Genomic DNA, 25,149 nt, shown 5'->3' with positions numbered 1-25,149 from the left:
CCCCTCACGCCTGCGTCGGATTGAGCTTGCGGAAGTAGGTCCAGCTGGTCTCGTTCGGCTCGCTCCACCGCTCGGGGGCGTGCGCGAATTCCGGGTGGTGGCGGGCGATGTGGGCCCGGGTGCGCTCGGGGACCTCGGTGTACGCGCCGAGCTTGCGGCCCCGGCAGTGGAAGGTGAGACCGCCGGGCCGCTGCCCCCGGGCCATCCACGGCAGCCACGGGGACATCCGGCTCCACGACAGGGTGGCCGGGACACTGGGGGCGGGGCCCGCCAGATCGTCCCGGTCCGCGAAGAACTGGAAGAGTTCCAGGGCCTTGTAGGTGTCCCCCGCCGAGTGCTCCGGGTACTGGGCGACCGGCAGCGGCGACGGGTAGGCGAGCGGGATCTCCAGGCTGAAGCAGACCTGGTCCCCGAGGTCGGTCGTGGGGATCGGGAAGGGGCGCCACTTCTGGTTGGCCGGGTCGTTCCAGACGTGCACCACCGGGAGGTCCTGCCACGTCTCCAGGATCTCCCGGCTGACGGGATCCAGGTAGAACGCGGCCTCCCGGGTGAGCAGTTGATACGCGTCGGGCCCGGCCTCGGCGTCCTCGACCAGACGGGCGACGTTGAGCCCCTCGAAACCGAAAACGCGCTGGTAGGGCTCGTCGGGGGCCCAGGAGTAGACGTCTCCGGACCACCAGTACGTGACCTCCTCGCCGTCGAGGGAGGCGCGGGTCCGGGCGAAGGAGCGGAGCAGTTCCGCGGGGGTCGTCATGAGGACCACTGTGCGCGACACGGGCCGCTCCGCGCGATCGGCGGGCACTGGCGCGGGCGCTGCCGCCGCGCCGGGAGCGATTCAGCCGGCCGGAACCGCCGGATCTGCCGGAGCCACCGGAGCCGCCGGGGTCACCGGGTCCGGCGGGCCGTCCGGCAACTCCTGCTCCGTCCACAGCACCTTGCCGTCCGGCCCGTGGCGGGCTCCCCAGTGGGAGGCGAGGCGGGAGACGATGAACAGGCCCCGGCCGCCCTCGTCGACGGTCCGGGCGTGCCGCAGGTGCGGGGCGGCCGTCGAGCCGTCGTGGACCTCGCAGGTGAGCGTGGAATCCAGCAGAACGCGCAGCCGCAGCGGCGGGGTGCCGTAGCGGACCGCGTTGGTGACGAGCTCGCTGACGATCAGCTCGGTCGCGTCCACGGTGTCCTCGTCCAGGCCCCAGTCCTGGAGCCGGTCGCGGACGAGCACCCGGGCGGTGGCGGGCGTCGTGGCCTCGTCGGCGAGGTCCCAGGTGGCGACCAGGTGGTCGGAGACCGTACCCGTACGCGCCAGGAGCAGGGCAGCACCGGCGGCGCGGGTGTCGTCCGGCAGCGCGTACACGATGTCGTCGCCGAGCTGCTGGAGGCTGCGGCCCGGCCGGGCGAGGGCCTGGGTGATGCGTTCGGGGGCACGGTCGCCGGAGAGCACCTCGGCGGTGCAGAACGCGAGGAGGCTGCCCTCCTCCAGGGTGACGGCGGCGGGGGCGAAGAGGGCGCTGTCGGCGGAGAAGAGCCCGGGCCCCTCCGGTACGTCGAGGGGAACCGCCCGCCCGTCGGGGCCGACGATCAGCGGAGCGGGGTGCCCGGCGCGGGCGACGGTGCAGGTACGGGTGAACGGGTCGTACACGCCGTAGACGCAGCCCGCGCTGAGGGGTTCGCCGTGGAGGCCGTCGGCGGGCGGCAGCGAGGCGCGTTCATGGGCGAGGCGGTCGGCGGTGTCCTTGAGCCGGGCGAGGACCTCCTCCGGCTCCAGGTCGAGACCGGCCAGCGCCTGGATGACCGTACGCAACTGGCCCATGGCGATGGCCGACTGGAGGCCCTCGCCCGCGACGCCGCCGACGACGAGCGCGGTACGGGCGCCGGACAGGGCGATGGTGTCGAACCAGCAGCCGCTGTCCCGGCCGGGCAGCAGGACGTGCGCGGTCTCGACGGCGGCCTGCCGCCGCTCGGCCTGCGGGAGCAGCCGCCGCTGGACCGTCGAGGCGACGACGTGCTCGCGTTCGTAGCGGCGGGCGTTGTCGATGGCGAGGGACGCGCGGGTGGCCGCCGTGACGGCCAGGGAGACGTCGTCCTCGTCGAAGGGTTCGGAGGCCCCGCACCGGTAGAGGCTGACCAGTCCGAGGACGGCTCCCCGCAGCGTGAGGGGCACGACGATCAGGGAGTGTGCGCTGGTCTCCGCGACGGCGCGCGCCCCGTCCGGGTCGGTGCCGAGCCAGGGGGTGTCGGGCCCGAGCGGGACGAGCCGGGCCCGCAGATCGGCGGCGGCGAGCGCGTACGGCGTACGGACGGGGAGGTGGCGGGTGGTACCCGCCGCCCGCTCCCGGGCACCGCTCCCGCTCGCCACCGCGTCCCGGACGGCGTCGCACCGGCCGCTGGCGGCGCGGCGCAGCGGGGTTGCGGGCGGCATCGGGCCCACGGGCGGCTCGACGCCGCGCAGGACGTCGTCCACCACCTCCACGACGGCGAGGTCGGCGAATCCGGGCGCCAGGGCGTCGGCGAAGTCACGGCAGGTGGTGGCGACGTCGAGGGAGCCGCCGACCGCGTCCCGCACGGCGGCGAGCGCGGCCTCCCGAGCCCGGGCCCGTTCCCGCTCGGTGACGTCGACGACCGCGACCACCAGGCCGAGGGCGGGGGCGTCGGGACCGTCCGGGCCGTGCAGGCGGTAGAGGGAGGTCAGGAACTGCCGGTCACCGGCGATCCGCCGCAGTCGGCCCCGTACGAGGTGGTCGCGCACCGGGCCCTCACCGGCCAGCACTCGCTTCATGAGCTGCTCGTAGCCGTCCGGGTCGTCGAGCCGGACGACCTCGGCGATCGGCCGGCCGACGTCCTCCCGGGTCCCCACGCCCTCGACGAGGGAGTTGGCGCGTACGAGTCTGAGCTGCGGGTCGAGCACGACGAGGCCGACGGCGGACTGGGAGAACAGCGTCGCGAGAAGCGCCTCGTCGAAGCCGCCTCCCGGCCTCACGGCCTGCCCGGGCCCGGCCGGGGTCTCGCTGTCCACCACGGATCCACCCGCCCTCCGCCTCCGGCCCGCCGGAGTACCGGTTCCGACACGCGCCGGACCAGCATCACCCGCCGCACCGGACCCGGCCACCGGAGGGCGGCAGGGGTGTGACGACACGCGTGCCGGGGGCGGCGGGGGCCAGTCCCGGTCCACGGTGAGCAGCGCGCCCCGACTGCCGGGGCGTACCGCGTGGGCGACCGTTCGGCGAAGGCTCCCGCCGGGACCCCGCCCGGGCCTGCGTCATACTGATCCGCCGGAGCGCGAGGGGGCGTACAGCGTATGGAGCACGGGGCGGCGGGCGGCGTGAATCTGCCGGAACGTATCGGTGGCTACATCGTGGAGCGGGAGTTGGGTGCCGGTGGAATGGGCACCGTCTATCTGGCACGCTCCCGTGGCGGGCGGGCGGTGGCCGTGAAGGTGGCCCGCCCGGAGCTCGCGGGCGACCCGCACTTCCGGGAGCGGTTCCGGGCCGAGGTGGCGGCCGCGCGGAGTGTGGGCGGCTTCCACACGGCCCCCGTGGTGGACGCGGACCCGGACGCGGCGGCGCCCTGGTTGGCCACGGCGTACATTCCCGGGCCCACCCTCTCCGCGCTCCTGGAGGCCGAGGGCCCGATGGACGAGGCGCGGCTGCGACGGCTCGGCGCGGCGCTGGCCGAGGCGCTGGCGGCGATCCACGGCTGCGGGCTGGTGCACCGCGATCTGAAGCCCGGCAACATCATCATGGCGCCGGACGGCCCCCGGGTCCTGGACTTCGGCATCGCGCGGGCGCTGGAGTCGACCCGGCTGACGGCCACCGGTACGGCCTTCGGCACCCCGGGGTTCCTGGCGCCGGAGCAGGCCCAGGGGCAGGAGGTCGACGGGGCCGCCGACGTGTTCGCGCTGGGCGCGGTGCTCGTCGCGGCGGCGGGCGGCAGCGCGTTCGGGGCGGGTACGCCGATGGGCCTGATGTACCGCTCGGTGCACGAGCCGCCGGACCTGGACGCCGTGCCGGAAGAGCTGCGGCCGGTCCTCGCCGCGTGCCTGGCCAAGGCCCCGGAGGAGCGGCCCGCACCGGCGGACCTGCTGGACCTGTTCGTCCCGGACGCGGTGCCGTCCCCGCCCGGGGCTGCGTACGCCCCGACCGTCGCCGTGGTGATGCCGCCGCCACCGGCGTACGCCCCGTCCAACGCCTTCCCGCCGCCGTACCAGCAGCAGCCCCCGCACCAGGCCCCGCCCAACGGCCCGCTGCCGTACCCGGCCCCGTCCGATTACCTTCTGCCGCACCAGATCCCGACCGAACTCGCCCCGGTCGGCGGCGCGCCGGACGACGCCGACCTCACGTTCGTGGCGCTCGGCCAGGGCAGTTCCCTCTTGATCGACGCCACGGGCATCACGCTGGGTCCGGTCGGTGCGGAGACGCAGTACTCCTGGGCCGAGATCCGCACCGTGACGTATGCGGCCGAGGGCCCCAAGCACCTCCAGGTCGTCGTCCACCCGCACTACGGCACGGCCCACCCGTGCGTCCTCGCCGCCCGCAGGCGGTCGCGCCTCCAGGCGTGGCTGGAGGACCTGCCGCTGATCCTGGAGTGCTTCCTCTAGCGCGCCGGTCACCCGGGCAGCGCGCAGGTCCTCCGGGCCGGCGCGTCAGTACCCCGGCGCGCGCAGCGACCGCAGGACGTGGTCCACCAGTGTGGCGATCGTCTCCTCGTCCTGGGCCGGCTTGCGCAGCACATGGCGGTAGTAGACGGGGCCGTACAGCATCTCCACGGCCAGCGGGAGGTCCGCGCCGGGCGGGATCTGGCCCTGTTCCTGGGCGCTGCGGAGCCGGCCGATCGCCTCCTCGACGCGCGGGTCGACGAGCTCTTCCCGCAGTTGCTGGGCCAGGCGGTCGTCGTGGTGCAGCTCGGAGAGGATGCCCGCGTAGGCGGGTCCGAAGGGCGGGACCGAGAGCAGCTTCACCGCGCCGGCGACGTGCGAGCGCAGGTCGGCGCCGATGTCGCCGGTGTCGACGAACGGGGTGGCGTCGATCAGCGCGTCCGTGAACGCCTCCAGCAGCACCGCGCCCTTCGAGGGCCACCAGCGATAAATCGTCTTCTTGCTGACTCCCGCTTCGGCCGCGATGGCCTCTATCGTGACGTGCCCGTACCCGCGCTCCGTACAGAGGTCGAGGGCGGACCGCAGGATCGCGCGGCGTGATCGTTCGCTACGTCGCACACTGCTCGGCGATGTGATCATTCGGTGAGCATAGGGGGGTTCCAGCCAATCTCTTGTTGACATCTCGTCGCCAAAGACCGAACAATACCCAGGCGGAAACGGAACGTACCGTGTCGTGTCGTTCCCATTGTCCGCACCGTTCGTGCCGTTCGTGCCGCGACGAGCCGATCGGGGGACGGCTCGCCCGGCCGACGGCGCGTGCGGACCCCGCCGATCCGATCCGGCCAGGCCACCTTGCGCAATCCGCCGGGCCGCCCCTGACGACGTGACGTCATTACGCCGTACTACCTTGCGCCGTCTTGCCCTTACGCCGTGATGTCCTTGGCCGTGAAGCGGGCCCAGGCCGCCGCGCCGAACACCGCGACGTACAGCCCCTGCAACTGGAAGTTCTTGCTCAGGTCGTCCCAGTGGACCGGCTCGCGCAGGACGTCGGCGAACGACATCCAGTAGTGCGCGAACAGATACGGGTGCACGCCGCTCAGCTGCGGAATGCCGTCCAGGATCTGCACCGTGATCAGCAGTCCGACCGTAGCCGCCATCGCGCCGATCCCGCTGCCGGTCAGCGTCGAGACGAACAGCCCGATCGCGGCGAACCCGGCCAGGGACACCGCCACGACCAGCGCGGTCAGCGCCGCCCGCACCAGCCCCTCGCCGAAGCCGATCCGGGTCCCCGAGATCGTGGTGACGTCCCCCACCGGGAACAGCAGCGCGCCCACCGCCAGCGCCGACACCGCCACGACGAGGGTCGCGATCAGGCAGAAGACGAGGACGGAGGCGTACTTCACCAGCAGCAGCCGGGTCCGGCCCGCCGGGGCGACCAGGAGATAGCGCAGGGTGCCGCTGCTCGCCTCGCCGGCGATCGCGTCGCCCGCGACGACGCCGACGGCCATCGGCAGGAAGACCGGCAGCGTCGCGGCCAGCGCGGCGAAGACCAGGAAGAAGCCGTTGTTGGTGACCTGGGCGAGGAAGGCCGGGCCCGCCCCGCCGTCCGGACCGCCCTCCCCGCCACCACCGCCGCCGCCCGTCTCGATCCGGACCGCGATCCCGATGAGGACGGGGACGGCGGCGAGGACGGCGAGCAGGGCGTAGGTGCGGTGGCGGCGCAGCAGCGTGGTGATCTCGGAGCCCAGGAGGCCCGGCGCCCCGAGCGGGTTACGGGGGCGGCGTCCCGCGCTCTTTGGAGGTGTGACCTGCTCAGCCTGCGGCCTCCCAGGCTGCGACCTCTCAACCTGCGACCTCTCAGCCTGCGACATCGAATCCCTCTCCCGTGAGTGCGACGAAGGCGTCCTCCAGCGAACCCCGCTCGACACCGAAGAACCGCACCCGTACCCCGCCGCCCACCAGCGCCGCGTTGAGGTCGGCCAGGTCCACGGCGGCGGGCGGGGCGTCGGCGGTCAGCCGGTCGCCGTCGGTGCTCAGGCCGGTGAGCCCGTGCTCCTTGAGGATGCGGGCGGCGTCCCCGGGGTCGGGGGTGGTGACGGCGAGCCGGCCCCGGGCGCTCGCGGCGAGGTCGGCGACCGGGCCCTGGACGATCAGCCGGCCCCGGGCCATCACCGCCGCGTGCGTGCAGACCTGTTCGATCTCGTCCAGGAGGTGGGAGGAGAGGAACACCGTGGTGCCCTCGGCCGCCAGCTCCCGCACCAGGAGACGGATCTCGCGCATGCCCTGCGGGTCGAGGCCGTTGGTCGGCTCGTCCAGGACCAGCAGCCGGCGCGGCCGGAGCAGGGCGGCGGCCAGGCCCAGACGCTGCTTCATGCCGAGCGAGTACGCCTTGGCCTTCTTCCCGGAGGCGGCGGCGAGCCCGACCCGCTCCAGGGCCGTCCCGACGCGGGCCCGGCGGGTGCGCGGGTCGGCGGTGGGGTCGGCCCGGTCGTACCGCAGGAGGTTGTCCCGGCCGTTCAGGAAGCCGTACAGCGCGGGCCCCTCGATCAGCGCGCCGACCTCCGGCAGCACCGCACGGGCGCCCACCGGCATCGGGCGGCCGAGCACCTCGGCGGTGCCGGACGTCGGGTCGATGAGGCCCATCAGCATCCGGATCGTGGTGGTCTTCCCGGAGCCGTTGGGGCCGAGGAAGCCGAAGACGCTGCCGGCGGGCACGGTCAGGTCGAGGCCGTCCACGGCGAGCCGGCCGCCCCGGTAGCGCTTGGTCAGGCCACGGGTGCGGATGACGGGGACGGCGGGGGGCGCGTACGGCGCGGGGATGCCGGCCTCGGCCTCGGTGTCCGTCATGGGCGGTCGCACCTCTCCGTGAGCGCGGGTGAGTGAGCGCGGTTCAGCAGGGACGGGGGCCGCCGCGGCCTCCACGCGGGTGCGTGGGGGCCGCGGCGGCCGGGTGTCCGGGTGCCCCGGACAAGGTTCTACTTCGCGGCGGCGTCGGCCGCACGCACCAGCGCGTCCTTCGTCACCGCTCCGACGTACACCGATCCGTCGTCCGTCAGCAGGGCGTTGACCAGGCGCGTCTTGAAGACCGTGCCCGAACCGAACTTCCCGGTGACCTTGTCGCCGAGCGCGTCGAGGAAGCCCTGCGCCTCGGCCGGCATGTCGCCCGAGCCCGCCTCGGGGAGGCCCTTGCCGCCGGGGGACTTGATCTCGGCGATCGAGGTCCAGCCCTCCCCGATGACGTTGAAGCCGCCCTCGTCCGCGAGACCGTCCAGCTCGGCCAGCTGTCCGGGCAGCGCCTTCTGCATCGCGCCGCGCTCGTCCTTGCCGGTCTCCAGCTCGTCGGCCTCGGTCACCTTGGCGCCCTTGGGCGGGGTGAAGTCGAACGTGGACGCGGCGGGCCTGGAGAAGTCGACCTTGGTGAACCCGGCGTCGACGACCGCCTTGCCGCCGCTCGCCGCGGACAGGGTGAACTTCAGCGGTACGCCGTTCTCGGCGTCCACCGCGATCCGGACCGAGCCGATCGTCGAACCGGACTGCTTCGGCTTGATCAGCAGCTGGTACGCGTCCCGCCCGGCGACCTGCGCCGTGCCGTCCACGGTCACCGAGGTGGTGTCCCCGGCCGCCGCGAGCGCCTGCTCGGCGAAGTCCTTCGGGGTGGCCGGAGCACCCTCGGGAGCCTTCGGGGCCTTCTCCGCGTGGCTGCCGTCCCGGCCCTCGGGCGCCTCGGCGTGGTAGACCTCGTCGGACTTGCTGTCGTACGCCCAGACCTCGCCCTGGTTGTGGATGAGGCTGTACTCGGAGGCGTCCCCGAGGATGGAGAGCTTCTGCCGCTCCGGGCCGTCGGCGGCCACCCGCAGCGTGTGCGTGCCGGACGTCAGCTCCATGAGCTTGTCCTGCGGGGCCGCCGCGCCGCCGTCCTTGTCCCCGGCCGCGCCGCCCGGTACGAACGAGCCCGCGAGGCCATCGAGGGGCAGGCCCAGGTCCGTGCTGATCTTGAACGTGCCGGAGAGCTGCTCCTCGTCGGAGGCGGCGATCCTCTCGATGAGTTCCTGTGCGCTGATCTTCGGCAGGTCGGGGTCGCCCGGGCTCGCGAGCGCCGGGACGAGTCCGATGGTCGCGGCCGCCACCCCCGCGACCGCGACGGGGACGATGTAGCGCGCCGCCTTCCGGCGGCCCACGACAGTGCCCGTGGCCTCTCCGGTGGTCTCTGCGCTGTCGTTCGGTGCCATGGTGTGCCCTACCTCCGTGGTCGGCGGCTTCCGTTGGTAACCATCTGACCAAATCGGACGGTCCGAAGCGTCAGCCCGGGGAATCAACTCCGCCTACTGCTCCGGTATGACAACCGGAGGGGGCGTGTACGCCGTCCCGTAGGGGTGGGCCACTCGGTGACAGCGCGTCAGGCGACGGCGGGGGGGCAGGGCCGGATGCGGCCGGGCACGGCCTCAGCCGGCGCGGTGCACCACCGCGTCGCACAGCTCCTCCAGCGCGGCCTTCGCGTACCCCTCGGGCAGGGGGGCGAGCGTGGCGCGCGCCTCCTGGGCGTAGCGCACGGTGTCCTGGCGGGCCTGCTCCAGCGCCGGGTGGGCGCGCAGCCGGCGCAGCACCTCGGCCAGGGCTTCGTCGCTGCTCAGGTCCCCGTCGAGCAGCTCGACGAGCTCCAGGTCGTCGGGCTTGCCGTCGGCCGCCGCCTGGGCGCGCAGCCGCAGGACCGGGAGCGTCGGGATGCCCTCGCGCAGGTCGGTGCCGGGGGTCTTGCCGGACTCGTGGGAGTCGGAGGCGATGTCGAGGACGTCGTCGGCGAGCTGGAAGGCGATGCCGAGCCGTTCCCCGTACTGGGTGAGGACGTCCACGGTCCGCTCGTCGGCGCCGGACATCATCGCCCCGAACCGGCCGGAGACGGCGACCAGCGAACCGGTCTTGCCGCTCAGCACGTCCAGGTAGTGGTCGACCGGGTCGCGGCCGTCGCGCGGGCCCGCGGTCTCCAGGATCTGGCCGGTGACGAGCCGCTCGAAGGCCTCGGCCTGGATCCGGACGGCCTCGGGGCCGAGGTCGGCCAGGATGTGGGAGGCGCGGGCGAAGAGGAAGTCGCCGGTGAGGACGGCGACCGAGTTGCCCCAGCGGGTGTTGGCGCTGGGCACCCCGCGCCGCACGTCGCCCTCGTCCATCACGTCGTCGTGGTACAGCGTGGCCAGGTGGGTCAGCTCGACGACGACGGCCGAGGGGACGACTCCCGGCGCGTCGGGATCCCCGAACTGTGACGCGAGCATGACCAGCAAGGGACGGAACCTCTTGCCCCCCGCACGCAACAGGTGCTGGGCGGCGTCCGTGATGAAGGGGACATCGCTCTTGGTGGCTTCGAGCAGCCCTGCCTCGACAGCGGCCAGCCCCGACTGGACATCGGCCTCAAGAGCCTGGTCCCGCACGTGCAGTCCGAACGACCCGACGACGGTCACGGGAGCATCTCCTGTCTGCTGACGATCACACTCAATGTCGATGTGTCGCTGTCTCTCCTGGCAACTTCAGCGTATCCGGTCCGCTATGGATCACCGTGGGCGGCTTCCCATGACCGCCGGTATGTTCGGGATCAGCTCATACGATCAGGAGTCTCCGCTTTGTCCCACAGCAGCGCCGCCACCGAGCCGGCCCAGCCCCCGCCCGAGGACGACCACGCCTTCTTCGGGCAGCCGCGGGGGCTGATGACCCTGTCGGGCCTGGAGGTCTGGGAGCGGTTCTCGTTCCTGGGCATGCAGGCCATCCTGGTGCTGTTCTTCGCCGACACCGTGGCGAACGGCGGCATGGCCATGGACCCCGGCACCGCCGCCTCCGTCGCCGCCGCCTACGGGACGCTGGTCTATCTGGTCTCCGTGGCGGGCGGCTGGCTGGCCGACCGGATCCTCGGCTCGTACCGGGCCGTGCTGTACGGCGGCATCCTCATCGCCTGCGGCCACTACTCCATGGCCGTCCCCACCGACGCCATGACCTGGGTGGGCCTCGGCCTGATCAGCGCCGGAACGGGCCTGCTCAAGCCGAATGTGGCCTCCATGGTCGGCAAGCTCTACCGCACCGACGACGAACGGCGCGACGCCGGCTTCGCCCTCTACTACATGGGCATCAACATCGGCGCGTTCGCCGGACCGCTGATCACCGGCTGGCTCGGCGAGCACTGGAGCTGGCACTGGGGCTTCTCGGCGGCCGCGATCGGCATGACCTTCGGCCTGATCCAGTACGTCGTGGGCCGACGTCACCTGGCCGGGCGTAAGCACGCGGCCGAGTTCGCGCTGGCCCCCGACGCGATGCGCCGCGCGGTCCTGCTGATCGTCGGCGGGGCGGTCGTGGTCGCCCTCGCCGCCACCGCGCTGGCCCTGGCGGGGTGGCTGACGATGGACCGGTTCGTCGACGTGCTCACCGTCATCTCGGTGATCGCGCCGGTCGTCTACTTCGTGGTGATGTTCCGCTCCCCCCGCGTCACCGCCGAGGAACGCGGCAGGCTCCGCCCGTACGTCGTCCTCTTCCTCGGGTCCGTCGTCTTCAACTTCATCCTCTTCCAGGCGTACTCGACGATGATTCTGCTCGCGTCGACGAACGCCCGGACCGAGATCCTCGGCTTCACCTTCCCGGCCAGCTGGTACGCCTCCGCCCTCGGCGCCTTCGAGGTCGCGCTCGCCCCGGTCGTCGCCGCGGTCTGGGTGAAGATGGGCCCTCGCCAGCCGCACGCCTCCAACAAGATCGCGTTCGGGGTGATCCTCGGCGGACTCTCCTTCCTGCTGATGGTCCTGCCGACCTCCGGTCACGCCGACGACGTGTACCGGATGGCCGCCTGGTGGATCGTCGGGTCCTACCTGTTGCTCGGGCTCGGCGACATCCTGCTGGAGACCTCCGGCATGTCCGCCACGACCAAGCTCGCCCCGAAGGCGTTCGCCAGCCAGACGATGGCCCTGTGGTTCCTCTCCCTCGCCCTGGCCAACGGAATCCAGGCCCAGATCGTGAAGCTGTACGGCGAGGTCTCCAACCCCGCGTACTTCGGCGTCAACGGAGCCATCGCCGTGGCGGCCGGTGTGGCGATGATCCTGGCCGCGCCCTGGCTGAAGCGCACGATGCACCCCGTCCACTGACCCGTCCACCTCACACGCCCCGCCCCCTGCCCGCACGCCCGCTCGAAGCACCCCGTCCCCCACCGAGGTGATCCCATGAACATCACGACCGAGTTCCCGTACGAGACCACCCACGAGGACGTCCGTATCCCGCTGGCCGACGGCACTCTGCTCTACGCCCGGATCTGGCGGCCGCTGACCGACGAACCGGTCCCCGCCCTGCTGGAGTACCTGCCCTACCGGCTGAGCGACTGGACCGCGCCGCGCGACTGGCAGCGCCACCCCTGGTACGCGGGCCACGGCTACGCCTCCGTACGGGTCGACGTCCGGGGGCACGGGAACAGCGAGGGGCTGCCGGGCGACGAGTACGACGCGCAGGAGCTGGAGGACGGGGTCGCGGTCATCCACTGGCTGGCGCAGCAGGAGTGGTGCTCGGGCCGGGTCGGGATGTTCGGGATCTCCTGGGGCGGCTTCAACTCGCTCCAGATCGCCGCGCTCGCCCCCGAGCCGCTGAAGGCGATCGTCACCGTCTGCTCTGCCGACGACCGCTACGACAACGACGTGCACTACATGGGCGGCTCGGTCCTCGCCGTGGACATGCACGCCTGGGCCGCCACCATGCTCGCCTTCGTCTGCCGCCCGCCGGACCCCGCGCAGGTCGGCGACGACTGGAAGGAGATGTGGCTGAAGCGGCTGGCGGCCGTCGAGCCCTTCAGCCACACCTGGCTCGCCCACCAGAGCCGCGACGCCTACTGGAAGCACGGCAGCGTCTGCGAGGACTACGGCGCGATCAAGGCGAGCGTCCTCGCGGTCGGCGGCTGGCACGACCCGTACCGCGACACCGTCCTGCGGCTGGTGGAACACCTCGACCCGGGGCAGGTGCGCGGGATCATCGGCCCGTGGTCGCACCAGTACCCGGACCGGGGGCTGCCGCCGGGGCCCGCGATCGGCTTCCTCCAGGAGACGCTGCGCTGGTGGGACCAGCACCTCAAGGGCAAGGAGACGGGCGTGATGCGGGAGCCGCTGCTGCGGTCCTGGATCAGCGGCTCGCACCCGCCCGCCACGGTGTACGAAACGCTGCCCGGCCGCTGGGTAGGGGACGCCTCCTGGCCCTCGGAGAACGTGACCCCGGTGGCGTACGCCCTCCAGGGCGGCGAGCGGATCGTCGCCTCGCCGCAGCAGACCGGGCTGGACGCGGGCCGCTTCTTCCCGTTCGGCAACGACGCGGATCTGCCCCCGGACCAGCGGGACGAGGACGCCAAGTCGGTGTCGTTCGAATTCCCGGTCACGGAGGCACCGATCGAGATCCTGGGCCGCCCCCGGGTGAAGCTCCGCCTCCGGATGGACGCCTCCCGCGGCCAGGCGATCGCCCGGCTCTGCGACGTCGCCCCGGACGGCGCCTCGACGCTCGTCACCCGGGGCGTCCTCAACCTCGCCGCCCGCAACGGCCGCGACCGCACCGACGACTGGACGCCCGGCGAGACCGAGGACGTGGTCTTCGACCTCAACGGCATCGGCCACACCTTCCCGCCCAGCCACCGCATCCGGATCGCGATCTCCTCCGCCTACTGGCCCTGGATCTGGCCGCAGGCCGGCTCGGCGGGCTTCACGCTCGACGCCGACGGGAGCTTCGTCGAACTTCCGGTGCGCCGCCACACCGAGGACCCGGGGATCACCTTCGGAGAACCGGAACAGTCCGAACCGCTCGGCGTCGTCCACCCGGTCACCCTGGAGGAGCCGCGCCCGGAACGGCTCGTCGTCCGCGATGTCGCCAAGGGCGAGTGGCGCCTGGAGGTCGACCCCCGCTACGGCGGTACGCGCGTCTACCCCGACGGCCTCGAATTCACCGAGGACGCCCTGGAGACGTACACGATCCAGCAGGACGACCCGCTCTCCGCACGGACCCGCAGCGACTGGGCGATCCGGCTGCACCGGCCGGAGATGCCCTGGGACGTCCGCATCGAGACCCGCTCCGAGATCGCGGCCGACGAGCACGACTTCATCACCTCCGACGAGGTGATCTGCAAGGACGGCGAGGAAGTCGTCTTCCACCGCACCTGGGAGAAGCGGATCCCGCGCACGGCGGGCTGAGCGGCTGCCTTGTTTCCCGCTCGGTTCCCCCGGATTTCCGGGGGAACCGACGGTAACCGGTGAACTTTCCGGGCAATACGCACAGTTGGGGATGGTCAGGGCACTGCCGCTGGGTAGGAGCCCCGACGTAACGTGTCCCCCAACGCGACCTGGAAAGCGAGGCAGCACCACATGCCCGAGCAGAGCAGCCCGCTCGATCTGGCCGAGGGCGACCCCTTCGGCCCGCACAACCTTCCGTACGGTGTGTTCTCCACCCCCGACCACCCCGACGTGCGCCGGGTCGGCGTCCGCATCGGCAACCACGTCCTGGACGCCGGCGCCGCCGCCCACGCGCTGGGCTCCCCGTACGCGGGGCTGCTGGACCGGCCGAGCCTGACGCCGCTGCTCGCGGCGGGCCGCACCGCCTGGAGCGATGTGCGCCGCGCGCTCACCGCCTGGCTGACGGTCCCCGCCCACCGCGCGGACATCGAGCCGCTGCTGCACCCGGTGGACGCGGTCACCCTCCACCTGCCGTACGAGGTGGCGGACTACGTCGACTTCTACGCCAGCGAGCACCACGCCACCAACGTGGGCAGGATCTTCCGGCCGGACGGCGACGCGCTCACCCCCAACTGGAAACACCTGCCGATCGGATACCACGGGCGCTCCGGCACCGTCGTGGTCTCCGGGACGGACGTCGTACGCCCCAGCGGCCAGCGCAAGGCCCCCACCGACCCGGCGCCCGTCTTCGGGCCCTCGGTGAAGCTCGACATCGAGGCCGAGGTGGGCTTCGTCGTCGGCGTACCCTCCGCGCACGGCACCCCGGTCCCGCTCGCCGACTTCCGCGAGCACGTCTTCGGGCTCTCCCTCCTCAACGACTGGTCCGCGCGCGACCTCCAGGCCTGGGAGTACGTGCCGCTCGGCCCGTTCCTCGGGAAGTCCTTCGCCACCTCCGTCTCCGCCTGGGTCACCCCGCTGGAAGCCCTGGACGCGGCCCGCACCGCGCCGCCGGCACGCGACTTCCCTCTCCTCCCCTACCTCGACGACGCCGAGGACGAGGAGCCGGGCGGCTTCGACATCCGGATCACCGTCGAGATCAACGGCCAGGTCGTCGCCGAGCCGCCGTTCGCCTCGATGTACTGGACGGCGGCCCAGCAGCTCGCGCACATGACGGTGAACGGCGCGTCGCTGCGCACCGGCGACCTGTACGGCTCCGGCACGGTCAGCGGCCCCGAGCCGGCCCAGCGCGGCTCGCTCCTGGAGCTGACCTGGAACGGCCGCGACGCGCTCGAACTGGCCGAGGGGAAGCGGACGTTCCTGGAGGACGGCGACACGGTCACGCTGACCGCCTGGGCCCCCGGCCCGCACGGCACCCGCGTCGGCCTCGGCGACGTCACCGGAAGGATCGTCACCGCTCCATGACGCACGACGCATCCGCCCTGACCCTGCCCGAGGAACTGCTCCTGCTGACGCTGGACCCCGAGCGCGGCAAGCCGCTCTGCGACCGCACGCATCTGCGGTACGGCACGGCGGGCGCGGTCCTCGCGGAGCTGGAGCTCCAGGGCCGGATACGCGAGGAACGCGGGCGGGTCCAGGTGGTCAACCCTCTGGACCCGGCCCACCCGCTGCTCGCCTCGCTGCTGGCCACGCTGGACCCGCCGTCCGGCAAGAAGAAGCGTTTCCGCCCGGGGACCAGCGCCAAGGCGTGGATCCGGCTGTACGGCCGCAACGCCGAGGAACGCCACCTGGACCACCTGATCGAACGCGGCCTCCTGCGCCGCGAGACCCGCCGCTTCCTCGGCGTCTTCCGCTACCAGCGCCACTTCCCGGGCGACCCCGACCTGACGGGCGCGACCCGGTGGCGCTTCGGCCAGGCGGAGGCCCGGGGCTTCCCCGACCAGCGCAGCCGCGCCCTGGCGGGCCTCGTCTCGGCGACGGGCCTGGCCGGCACCCTCACCACGGCCGGCCGCGAGGGCCGCTTGGCGATGAAGACCGCACGCCGCGCCCTGTGGTTCGCCTCGGCGGTCCACCACAACGTCCGCCAGAACCAGTCCAGCGGCGGAAGCAGCGACAGCGGCGGCTGGAGCGACGGGGGCGGGGGTGGCGGCTGCGGAGGGGGCGGGGACTGACGGACGAGCCTGCGCGTGTCGGTGGGACGCTCCTCGCGGTGGGGACGGGTGCGAATGTGGTTGGCGGGTACCCGGGCGAGAGCAGCACACATCCGGATGCGGAGATTCCGTCGCGGCACTCCGCTTCCACGTGCCGATGCCGACAGGGAAGGACCCGGTGACCTCATGAGCACAGCCGGACGGCAGACCCCCACCACCACCGGCGAGGAACCGGTGGGGATTCTCGTCTCACGTGCCTCGCAGCAGATCTCGGAACTGGTCCGCGAGGAAATGCGGCTGGCGCGTTCGGAGATGGCGGAGAAGGGCAAGCGCTTCGGTAAGGGCGGCGGCCTGTTCGGCACCGCTGGGATCGTCGGCATCCTGGCGGCCCAGGCCCTGGTGGCGACCTGCATCGCCGCGCTCGCTCTGGCTCTGCCTCTGTGGGCGGCGGCCCTCATCGTCACGGCGGTGCTGGCCGCGGTGGCCGGAGCAGCCGCCCTCGCGGGGAAGAAGCAGATCGCCCGCGCCGGAACCCCCACGCCGGAGCAGACCATCGACAGCGTCAAGGCCGATCTGGCCGAGGTCAAGGAGAGGGCTCACCGATGAACGACGAGTCACAGAACACGATGGGTTCGCCCACCCCCGAGGAACTGCGCGAGCAGGTCGAGCGCACGCGCGACGAACTCGGTCAGACCGTCGAGGCATTGGCGGGCAAGGCCGACGTCAAGGCGCAGGCGAAGGAGAAGACCGAGGCGGCGAAGAAGCAGGCCGCCGAGAAGACTGCGGCGGTCAAGGAGCAGGCCGCATCGGCGACCGCCCAGATCCGCGAGAAGACTGCGCAGGCCGCGCAGGCGGTGAAGGACAGGACTCCGGACCCCGTGCAGGAGAAGACCGCACAGGCCGCCACGCAGGTGCGGGAAAGCGCGGCCCGGGCGGGGCAGTTCGCGGTGGACCGGACCCCCGACCCGCTGTTGGAGAAGGCGGACCGGGTGGCGAAGGCCGCCCGCGCCAACCGGACCCCGCTCCTCGCGGGCGGTGCGGTGCTGGTCGCCTTCCTGTTGCTACGCCGCGGCCGGGGGGTAACAAGTGAAGGCGTCCTCGATCGCGTACAAGCCGATGGGGTTCGCCCTCGGCGCGGCCAGCGGCATGATCGCGAGCGCCGTGTTCAAACAGACGTGGAAGGTCATCGAAGGCGAGGGCGACGCCCCCGACGCCCTCGACGAGGACCGCCCGTGGCGGCAGATCCTTCTCGCCGCCGCCGTACAGGGCGCGATCTTCGCCGTGGTCAAGGCCACCGTCGAACGATCGGGCGCGAAGGCGACCCGGCGCGTCACGGGCGTCTGGCCTTCATGACCCGCGGCGGGGCCTACCGGGCCCGGTAGGCCGGCCCGGCCCGGGGCCCCGGCTCAGCGCGGCGGCCCCGGGCGCCCGGCGCCCCGGCCTCGACGTCTCGGCGTCCCGGACGAGCAGGGCGACGCGCACCCGGTCAGCCTCGCGAAAGGCGTTCCCCCGTTCGAGCCATCCGGATCCGGTTCCCGGCGGATACGCTGGTCGGGCCCGCGAGACTCCTCCCCATGGGAGCGATGACGAGCATCGGACCCGAGGCCTCCGAGGCCCGGTGGACGGTCCCGCCCGAGGGCGGCTGGACCGCCGATGACCTGGACACACTCCCGAATCTGCCTCGGCACACGGAGCTGATCGACGGGAACCTCGTCTTCGTGAGTCCGCGGACCCTCTTCCATGCGCGAGCGGTCAGACGGGCGAGCCGTGGTCTACGTCTTCGAGCGGAAACCCGCCGTCGGCGCGTACACCTCGACCGGGATCTTCCACGACCGGATGAAGGTGTCGGTGCCGTTCACCGTGGGCCTGGATCCGGCCGCAGTCACGGCCCGCCGCAGCCGGGCGACGGGCCCGGAGCAGGTCCCGCCGCCCGGGTACGTCCCTCACTCGTACTCTGGCGGTTCCTCGTCCCAGGCGAACTCGGGATCGCTGTGCTGCGGGGCTGCCGGGCCCTCGGGGCGGGCCGGCGGCGGCGTCGTACGGGGTGCGGAAGCCGGGGCCGCGGGGGCGGGAGCCGGGGCCGCCGATTCCTCCGGGGCCGCTCCCGGGGACGTCTGGGCCAGGACCTCCAGCACGCCCTCCCCGTACGTCGCCAGCTTCTTCTCGCCCAGGCCGCTGATGCCGCCCAGCTCCCCGATCGTCGTCGGGTGGACGGTGGCGATCTCCCGCAGCGTCGCGTCGTGGAAGATCACGTACGCCGGGACGCCCTGCTCCTTCGCCTGCGCCGCGCGCCAGGCGCGCAGCGCCTCGAAGACCGGGACGGCGGACTCGGGGAGGTCGGCCGGGGCCTTGGCCTTGCCGCCCCTGCCTCCGCCGGACGAGGACGACGAAGACCGGGACGTGGGCTTCTTCGGCTCCTTGCGGAGCAGCACTTCGCGCTCCCGGCCGAGCACCGTCGCGCTCTCCTCGGTCAGGACCAGCGTGCCGTACTCCCCCTCGACCGCCAGCAGGCCCTGGGCCAGCAGCTGGCGGACCACGCCGCGCCACTCCGCCTCGGCCAGCTCCTCGCCGATGCCGAAGACGGAGAGCTGGTCGTGGTCGAACTGGATCACCTTGGCGGTCTTGCGGCCCAGCAGGATGTCGATGATCTGGCCCGCGCCGAACTTCTGGTTCCGCTCGCGCTTCAGCCGCACCACCGTGGAGAGCAGCTTCTGCGCGGCGATCGTGCCGTCCCAGGTCTCCGGCGGGGTCAGGCAGGTGTCGCAGTTGCCGCAGGCGGGGGCCGTGGGCTCCTGGCCGAAGTAGGTCAGCAGCTGGGCCCGGCGGCACTGGACCGTCTCGCACAGGGCCAGCATGGAGTCCAGGTGGGAGGCGGCCCGGCGGCGGAACGCCTCGTCGCCCTCGCCGCCCTGGATGAGCTTGCGCTGCTGGACGACGTCCTGGAGTCCGTACGCCATCCAGGCCGTGGACGGATCCCCGTCCCGGCCCGCGCGACCGGTCTCCTGGTAATACCCCTCGACGGACTTGGGCAGGTCGACATGGGCGACGAAGCGGACGTCCGGCTTGTCGATGCCCATGCCGAACGCGATCGTCGCGACGACGACGAGTCCCTCCTCGCGGAGGAACCGCGCCTGGTGGGCGGCGCGCGTGGAGGCGTCCAGGCCCGCGTGGTACGGAACGGCCTCCACCCCGTTGCGGCTCAGATACTCCGCGATCTTCTCCGTGGAATTGCGCGAGAGGCAGTAGACGATGCCCGCGTCCCCGGGGTGCTCCTCCTTGAGGAAGGAGAGCAGCTGCTTCTTGGGGTCGGACTTCGGCACGATCCGGTACTGGATGTTCGGCCGGTCGAAGCTCGCCACGAAGTGCTTGGCGTCCGGCATGGAGAGCCGGCGGGTGATCTCCTCGTGTGTGGCGTTCGTCGCGGTCGCCGTCAGCGCGATGCGCGGCACGTCCGGCCAGCGCTCGCCGAGCACGGACAGGGCCAGGTAGTCGGGGCGGAAGTCATGGCCCCACTGGGCGACGCAGTGCGCCTCGTCGATCGCGAAGACGGAGACCTCGCCCCGGGCCAGCAGGGAGAGCGTGGAGTCCAGGCGCAGCCGCTCGGGCGCCAGGTAGAGGATGTCCAGCTCGCCCGCGAGGAACTGCGCCTCCATCGAGCGGCGCTCGTCGAAGTCCTGCGTGGAGTTCATGAAGCCGGCCCGGACACCGAGCGCCCGCAGCGCGTCGACCTGGTCCTGCATGAGGGCGATCAGCGGGGAGACGACGACACCGGTGCCCCGCCGGACCAGGGACGGGATCTGGTAGCAGAGGGACTTTCCGCCGCCGGTGGGCATGAGAACGACCGCGTCGCCGCCCGCCACCACATGCTCGATGATCGCGCCCTGCTCGCCGCGGAACGACTCGTACCCGAAGACGCGGTGCAACGTGCGCCGCGCCTCGCTCTCGCCGCCCGTGTCGGCGCCGGTCACCGGCCCGGTGGTCTCATCCATGGTCACGCCCAATGCTCTGTCCCCCGAGGGTCCGCACGCCCGGCCCTGTCCCGTCCTGCTCTCGTCCCCGTCCACGATAGGCGGAGGGAACGACAACGCCGGACGGTCTGTGGATAGCCGACCGTCCGGCGTCGCTGCCGCTCGTACTGCGGTGCTCCCCGCGCGGGCTACCGCACGAAGACCCCCGCCTGGCTCGCCAGGTCCAGGAAGTACTGCGGGGCCAGGCCCAGCACCAGGGTGACGGCGACACCGACCCCGATCGTCGTCATGGTCAGCGGGGACGGGACGGCGACCGTGGGGCCGTCCGCCTTCGGCTCGCTGAAGAACATCAGGACGATCACCCGGATGTAGAAGAACGCCGCGACGGCCGACGAGATCACACCGACGACGACCAGCGTCCCGGCCCCGCCCTCGGCGGCCGCCTTGAACACCGCGAACTTGCCGGAGAACCCGGAGGTCAGCGGGATCCCCGCGAAGGCCAGCAGGAACACCGCGAAGACGGCGGCGACCAGCGGCGAGCGGCGGCCGAGCCCGGCCCACTTCGACAGGTGGGTGGCCTCGCCGCCCGCGTCCCGCACCAGCGTGACGACGGCGAACGCGCCGACGGTCACGAAGGAGTAGGCGAGCAGGTAGAAGAGGACCGAGGAGATGCCCTCCGGGTTGGCCGCGATGACACCCGCGAGGATGAAGCCCGCGTGCGCGATCGAGGAGTAGGCCAGGAGGCGCTTGATGTCGGTCTGGGTGATCGCGACGATCGCCCCGCCCAGCATCGTGACGATGGCCACCGCCCACATGACCGGCCGCAGGTCCCAGGTGAGGCCCGGCAGCGCCACGTACAGCAGGCGCAGCAGCGCGCCGAACGCGGCGACCTTCGTGGCCGCGGCCATGAAGCCGGTGACCGGGGTCGGGGCGCCCTGGTAGACGTCCGGGGTCCACATGTGGAACGGGACCGCGCCGACCTTGAAGAGCAGGCCGGTCAGGATCATCGCGCCGCCGATGAGCAGCAGCGCGTCGTTGCCCATGGTGTCGGCGAGGGCGGGGTCGATCTCCAGGACCGAGCCGTCGACGACGTTGGCGATCCCGGCGTACGACAGGGAGCCCGCGTAGCCGTAGATGAGGGCGATCCCGAAGAGCAGGAACGCCGAGGAGAACGCGCCGAGCAGGAAGTACTTCACGGCCGCCTCCTGCGACATCAGCCGCTTGCGGCGGGCGACGGCGCACAGGAGGTAGAGCGGGAGCGAGAAGACTTCCAGCGCGATGAAGAGGGTCAGCAGGTCGTTGGCGGCCGGGAAGACCAGCAGTCCTGCCACCGAGAAGAGGAGCAGCGGGAAGACCTCGGTGGTGGTGAACCCGGCACGGACCGCGGCCTGCTCGCCCTCGCCGCCCGGTACGGCCCCGGGCTGGGCGGCGAACGAGTCGACGCGGTTGCCGTTGCTGCTGGGATCGAGCCGGCGTTCGGCGAAGGTGAACACCGCGACCATGGCGACCAGGAGAATGGTGCCTTGGAGGAACAGGGTGGGGCCGTCGATCGCGATGGCGCCCATGGCCGCGATCTGTGCCTTCGTGGTGCCGTATCCCCCGGCGGCGAGGCCGACGATCGCGGCGAACGAGGCGGCCACCGCCACCACGGTCAGGAAGAGCTGGGTGTGGTAGCGGGCCCGGCGCGGCACGAAGGCCTCGACCAGGATGCCGAGGACGGCCGCGACCACGATGACCAGGACCGGCATCAGCTGGGTGTACTCGATCTTCGGTGCCGAGAACGAGTCGCCCGGCGCCGCCGCTGTCACCCCGCTCGCCGTCGTCCACAGACTGTGGACAGCTGTTGCGCTCACTTGGCGGCCTCCACCTCGGGCTGGGGGTCCTTCTTCTGTACGTCGGACATGGTGTGCTCCACCGCCGGGTTGACGACCTCGGTGAGCGGCTTGGGGAAGACGCCCAGGAAGATCAGCACGGCGATCAGCGGAACCGCGACCGCCAGTTCACGGGCCCGGAGGTCCGGCATGGAGCGGACCGATTCCTGCACCGGGCCGGTCATCGTGCGCTGGTAGAGGACCAGGACGTAGAGCGCGGCGAGCACGATGCCGGAGGTGGCGATGATGCCGGCCACCGGATACGCGCTGAACGTCCCGACCAGGACCAGGAACTCACTGACGAACGGGGCGAGTCCGGGCAGCGACAGGGTGGCGAGCCCGCCGATGAGGAACGTCCCGGCCAGCACGGGCGCGACCTTCTGCACCCCGCCGTAGTCCGCGATGAGCCGCGAGCCGCGCCGGGTGATGAGGAAGCCGGCGACCAGCAGCAGCGCGGCCGTGGAGATGCCGTGGTTGACCATGTAGAGCGTGGCGCCCGACTGGCCCTGGCTCGTCATCGCGAAGATGCCCAGGATGATGAAGCCGAAGTGCGAGATCGAGGCGTAGGCGATGAGCCGCTTGATGTCGCGCTGGCCGACCGCGAGGAGCGCCCCGTACACGATGGAGATCAGCGCCAGGGTGATGACCACCGGCGTCGCCCACTTGCTGGCCTCCGGGAAGAGCCCGAGGCAGAAGCGGAGCATCGCGAAGGTGCCGACCTTGTCGACGATCGCGGTGATCAGCACGGCGACCGGGGCGGTCGCCTCGCCCATCGCGTTGGGCAGCCAGGTGTGCAGCGGCCACAGCGGGGCCTTCACCGCGAAGGCGAAGAAGAACCCGAGGAACAGCCACCGCTCGGTGCTGGTCGCCATCTCCAGGGAGCCGTTGGCGCGGGCCTCGGCGATCTCGGAGAGCGAGAAGCTGCCCGCGACCACGTAGAGCCCGATGACGGCGGCCAGCATGATCAGACCGCCGGCCAGGTTGTAGAGGAGGAACTTGACCGCCGCGTACGAGCGCTGGGCCGCGGCGCTCTCGTCGGTGCCCGCGTGGGCCCGGTCGCCGAAGCCGCCGATGAGGAAGTACATCGGGATGAGCATGGCTTCGAACAGGATGTAGAAGAGGAAGACGTCCGTCGCGACGAACGACAGGATCACCATGGCCTCGACCATGAGGATCAGGGCGAAGAAGCCCTGCGTCGGACGCCAGCGCGTGGACTTGGTCTCCAGGGGGTCGGCGTCGTGCCAGGCGGCGACGATGACGAACGGGATCAGCAGCGCGGTGAGGCCGAGGAGCGCCACCCCGATGCCGTCGACGCCCAGTTCGTACCGGACGCCGAAGTCGGCGATCCAGGCCCGGGACTCGGTGAGCTGGTAGCGGTCACCGCCCGGTTCGAAGCGGAGGAAGACGACGGCCGCCAGGACGAGCGTGCCGAGCGAGAAGAGCAGCGCGAGCCATTTGGCCGCGGTGCGCCGCGCCGCGGGGACGGCGGCGGTGGCGATCGCGCCGATCGCCGGGAGCGCCGCCGTCGCGGTCAGGAGGGGAAAGGACATGTGATCAGACCGCCCTCATCAGCAGGGTCGCGGCGATGACGACCGCCGCACCGCCGAACATCGAGACCGCGTAGGTGCGGGCATAGCCGTTCTGGAGCTTGCGCATCCGGCCGGAGAGCCCGCCGACCGAAGCGGCCGTGCCGTTGACGACGCCGTCGACCAGGGAGTGGTCCACGTAGACCAGCGAGCGGGTGAGGTGCTCGCCGCCGCGGACCAGGACCACGTGGTTGAAGTCGTCCTGGAGGAGATCGCGGCGGGCGGCCCGGGTGAGGACCGAACCGCGCGGGGCGACGACGGGGACGGGCTTGCGGCCGTACATCGCCCAGGCGATGCCGACGCCGGCGACCAGGGCCACCACGGTGGCTCCGGTGACCGTGGCCGCGCTCAGCGGGGAGTGCCCGTGGTCGTAACCGGTGACCGGCTCCAGCCAGTTGACGAAGCGGTCGCCGATCGCGAAGAACCCGCCCGCGAAGACCGAACCGAAGGCCAGCACGATCATCGGGATGGTCATCGACTTCGGGGACTCGTGCGGGTGGGGCTCGTGGCCTTCCGCGTCGGGCTGCCAGCGCTTCTCGCCGAAGAAGGTCATCAGCATCACGCGCGTCATGTAGAAGGCGGTGATCGCGGCGCCCAGCAGGGCGACCGAGCCGAGGATCCAGCCCTCGGTGCCGCCCTTGGCGAAGGCCGCCTCGATGATCTTGTCCTTGGAGAAGAAGCCGGACAGGCCGGGGAAGCCGATGATGGCCAGATAGCCGAGCCCGAAGGTGATGAAGGTGACCGGCATGTACTTCCGCAGACCGCCGTACTTGCGCATGTCGACCTCGTCGTTCATGCCGTGCATGACGGAGCCGGCGCCGAGGAAGAGCCCGGCCTTGAAGAAGCCGTGCGTCACCAGGTGCATGATCGCGAAGATGTAGCCGATGGGGCCGAGGCCCGCGGCGAGGATCATGTAACCGATCTGCGACATCGTGGAGCCGGCGAGGGCCTTCTTGATGTCGTCCTTCGCGCAACCGACGATCGCACCGAAGATCAGCGTGACCGCGCCGACGATGACGACGACCAGCTGGGCGTCCGGGGCGGCGTTGAAGATCGCGCCGGAGCGGACGATCAGATAGACACCGGCGGTGACCATGGTCGCGGCGTGGATGAGGGCGGAGACCGGGGTCGGGCCCTCCATCGCGTCCCCGAGCCAGGACTGCAGCGGCACCTGGGCCGACTTGCCGCAGGCGGCCAGCAGCAGCATCAGGCCGATGGCCGTCAGCTTGCCCTGGCTCGTCTCGCCCGCCGACTCCAGCACCGGCCCGAAGGCGAAGGTGCCGAAGGTCGTGAACATCAGCATGATGGCGATCGAGAGGCCCATGTCGCCGACCCGGTTGACCAGGAAGGCCTTCTTCGCGGCGGTGGCCGCGGTGGGCTTGTGCTGCCAGAAGCCGATGAGCAGGAACGACGCCAGACCGACGCCCTCCCACCCGACGTACAGCAGCAGGTAGTTGTCGGCGATGACCAGGATGAGCATCGCCGCGAGGAACAGGTTGAGATAGCCGAAGAAGCGGCGCCTGCGCTCGTCGTGCTCCATGTAGCCGATGGAGTAGATGTGGATCAGCGTGCCCACACCGGTGATGAGCAGGACGAACGTCATCGACAGCTGGTCGAGCTGGAAGGCGATGTCGGCCTGGAAGCCTTCCACCGGGATCCAGCTGAACAGGTGCTGGTGCAGGGCCCGGTCCTCGGCGCCCTTCCCCAGCATGTCGGTGAAGAGGATCAGTCCGACGACGAACGAGGCGGCGGCGAGCGCGGTACCGAGCCAGTGGCCGGTCTTGTCGAGCCGGCGGCCGCCGCAGAGCAGGACCGCCGCTCCGAGCAGGGGCGCCGCGACGAGCAGCGCAATCAGGTTCTCCACGTT

At 71.9% G+C, this 25,149-nt stretch carries 18 protein-coding genes and 2 pseudogenes; 9 read left to right on the top strand and 11 right to left on the bottom strand.

The genetic code is table 11. From position 1 onward, the window contains the following. Positions 1-4 precede the first annotated feature (4 nt). Positions 5-754 carry a DUF1838 family protein gene (locus CCZ36_RS20960; protein WP_069736407.1) on the bottom strand — a complete coding sequence of 250 codons (750 nt, stop codon included), beginning with the start codon at positions 752-754 and terminating at the stop codon, positions 5-7. Positions 755-835: 81 nt separating this feature from the next. Then, positions 836-3,013 carry an ATP-binding SpoIIE family protein phosphatase gene (locus CCZ36_RS20955; protein WP_069736406.1) on the bottom strand — a complete coding sequence of 726 codons (2,178 nt, stop codon included), beginning with the start codon at positions 3,011-3,013 and terminating at the stop codon, positions 836-838. Between the two features lie 279 nt (positions 3,014-3,292). Here CCZ36_RS20955 and CCZ36_RS20950 point away from each other — a divergent pair, with 279 nt between their 5' ends. Beyond that, positions 3,293-4,591 carry a serine/threonine-protein kinase gene (locus tag CCZ36_RS20950; protein WP_128818339.1) on the top strand — a complete coding sequence of 433 codons (1,299 nt, stop codon included), beginning with the start codon at positions 3,293-3,295 and terminating at the stop codon, positions 4,589-4,591. Positions 4,592-4,636: 45 nt separating this feature from the next. Here CCZ36_RS20950 and CCZ36_RS20945 read toward each other — a convergent pair whose 3' ends face one another. From CCZ36_RS20945 to CCZ36_RS20925, 5 genes are all read right to left on the bottom strand, one after another. Next, entirely contained in the window at positions 4,637-5,227 is a 591-nt protein-coding gene (locus CCZ36_RS20945; RefSeq protein ID WP_069736404.1) for a TetR/AcrR family transcriptional regulator, read from the bottom strand. Between the two features lie 284 nt (positions 5,228-5,511). Then, positions 5,512-6,459 (bottom strand): ABC transporter permease, encoded by a 948-nt coding sequence (locus tag CCZ36_RS20940; protein WP_128818338.1) that lies wholly within the window; start codon positions 6,457-6,459, stop codon positions 5,512-5,514. Beyond that, entirely contained in the window at positions 6,446-7,435 is a 990-nt protein-coding gene (locus CCZ36_RS20935; RefSeq protein WP_128818337.1) for an ABC transporter ATP-binding protein, read from the bottom strand. Before CCZ36_RS20935 ends, CCZ36_RS20940 begins: the two co-directional genes overlap by 14 nt. A 128-nt stretch (positions 7,436-7,563) precedes the next feature. After that, positions 7,564-8,817, bottom strand: a complete 1,254-nt coding sequence (locus CCZ36_RS20930; RefSeq protein WP_069736401.1) for a LolA family protein — start codon at positions 8,815-8,817, stop codon at positions 7,564-7,566. A gap of 213 nt (positions 8,818-9,030) precedes the next feature. Further along, positions 9,031-10,041 carry a polyprenyl synthetase family protein gene (locus tag CCZ36_RS20925; RefSeq protein WP_109196934.1) on the bottom strand — a complete coding sequence of 337 codons (1,011 nt, stop codon included), beginning with the start codon at positions 10,039-10,041 and terminating at the stop codon, positions 9,031-9,033. Between the two features lie 159 nt (positions 10,042-10,200). On the opposite strand from CCZ36_RS20925, the gene CCZ36_RS20920 reads away from it, so the two are divergent. The 8 genes and pseudogenes from CCZ36_RS20920 to CCZ36_RS35860 all read left to right on the top strand — a co-directional run. Beyond that, the gene (locus CCZ36_RS20920) at positions 10,201-11,700 is read left to right on the top strand and encodes a peptide MFS transporter (protein ID WP_128818336.1); all 1,500 of its coding nucleotides are present in this window, start codon (positions 10,201-10,203) and stop codon (positions 11,698-11,700) included. A gap of 75 nt (positions 11,701-11,775) precedes the next feature. Beyond that, a complete protein-coding gene (locus tag CCZ36_RS20915; RefSeq protein ID WP_128818335.1) occupies positions 11,776-13,770 on the top strand; it encodes a CocE/NonD family hydrolase in 1,995 nt (664 codons plus the stop codon). A gap of 171 nt (positions 13,771-13,941) precedes the next feature. Beyond that, positions 13,942-15,171 carry a fumarylacetoacetase gene (gene fahA / locus CCZ36_RS20910; RefSeq protein WP_069736397.1) on the top strand — a complete coding sequence of 410 codons (1,230 nt, stop codon included), beginning with the start codon at positions 13,942-13,944 and terminating at the stop codon, positions 15,169-15,171. Beyond that, positions 15,168-15,878 (top strand): GOLPH3/VPS74 family protein, encoded by a 711-nt coding sequence (locus tag CCZ36_RS20905; RefSeq protein ID WP_128818334.1) that lies wholly within the window; start codon positions 15,168-15,170, stop codon positions 15,876-15,878. The genes fahA and CCZ36_RS20905 overlap by 4 nt, the downstream gene beginning before the upstream one ends. Before the next feature lie 165 nt (positions 15,879-16,043). Beyond that, positions 16,044-16,463: a phage holin family protein gene (locus CCZ36_RS20900; protein WP_069744282.1), complete on the top strand. Its 420-nt coding sequence runs from the start codon at positions 16,044-16,046 to the stop codon at positions 16,461-16,463. Beyond that, positions 16,460-16,936, top strand: a pseudogene (locus CCZ36_RS20895) (DUF3618 domain-containing protein); the annotation flags it as partial. The gene CCZ36_RS20900 and the pseudogene CCZ36_RS20895, both read left to right, overlap by 4 nt. A gap of 7 nt (positions 16,937-16,943) precedes the next feature. Then, complete coding sequence (locus tag CCZ36_RS20890; RefSeq protein WP_069744284.1) at positions 16,944-17,210, top strand: DUF4235 domain-containing protein; 267 nt, start codon at positions 16,944-16,946, stop codon at positions 17,208-17,210. 221 nt (positions 17,211-17,431) lie between these two features. Next, a pseudogene (locus CCZ36_RS35860) lies at positions 17,432-17,774 on the top strand (hypothetical protein); the annotation flags it as partial. A gap of 26 nt (positions 17,775-17,800) precedes the next feature. Here the strand turns inward: CCZ36_RS35860 and recQ are convergent. From recQ to nuoL, 4 genes are all read right to left on the bottom strand, one after another. After that, positions 17,801-19,846, bottom strand: coding sequence for a DNA helicase RecQ (gene recQ, locus CCZ36_RS20880; RefSeq protein ID WP_128819653.1), 2,046 nt, complete (start codon positions 19,844-19,846; stop codon positions 17,801-17,803). Positions 19,847-20,013: 167 nt separating this feature from the next. Next, on the bottom strand, positions 20,014-21,678 hold the full coding sequence (nuoN, locus tag CCZ36_RS20875; RefSeq protein ID WP_176735208.1) for an NADH-quinone oxidoreductase subunit NuoN: 1,665 nt from the start codon (positions 21,676-21,678) through the stop codon (positions 20,014-20,016). Further along, on the bottom strand, positions 21,675-23,246 hold the full coding sequence (locus CCZ36_RS20870) for an NADH-quinone oxidoreductase subunit M (RefSeq protein WP_069744286.1): 1,572 nt from the start codon (positions 23,244-23,246) through the stop codon (positions 21,675-21,677). Before CCZ36_RS20870 ends, nuoN begins: the two co-directional genes overlap by 4 nt. Positions 23,247-23,250: 4 nt before the next feature. Further along, positions 23,251-25,146: an NADH-quinone oxidoreductase subunit L gene (gene nuoL, locus CCZ36_RS20865; RefSeq protein ID WP_128818333.1), complete on the bottom strand. Its 1,896-nt coding sequence runs from the start codon at positions 25,144-25,146 to the stop codon at positions 23,251-23,253. Between the last annotated feature and the right edge of the window lie 3 nt (positions 25,147-25,149).

This window comes from Streptomyces sp. S063, assembly GCF_002832675.1.
GTDB classification, from domain to species: Bacteria; Actinomycetota; Actinomycetes; order Streptomycetales; family Streptomycetaceae; genus Streptomyces; species Streptomyces sindenensis.
Note: the sequence above shows the minus strand (reverse complement) of the source record. Positions and strands in the feature narration are given on the sequence as shown.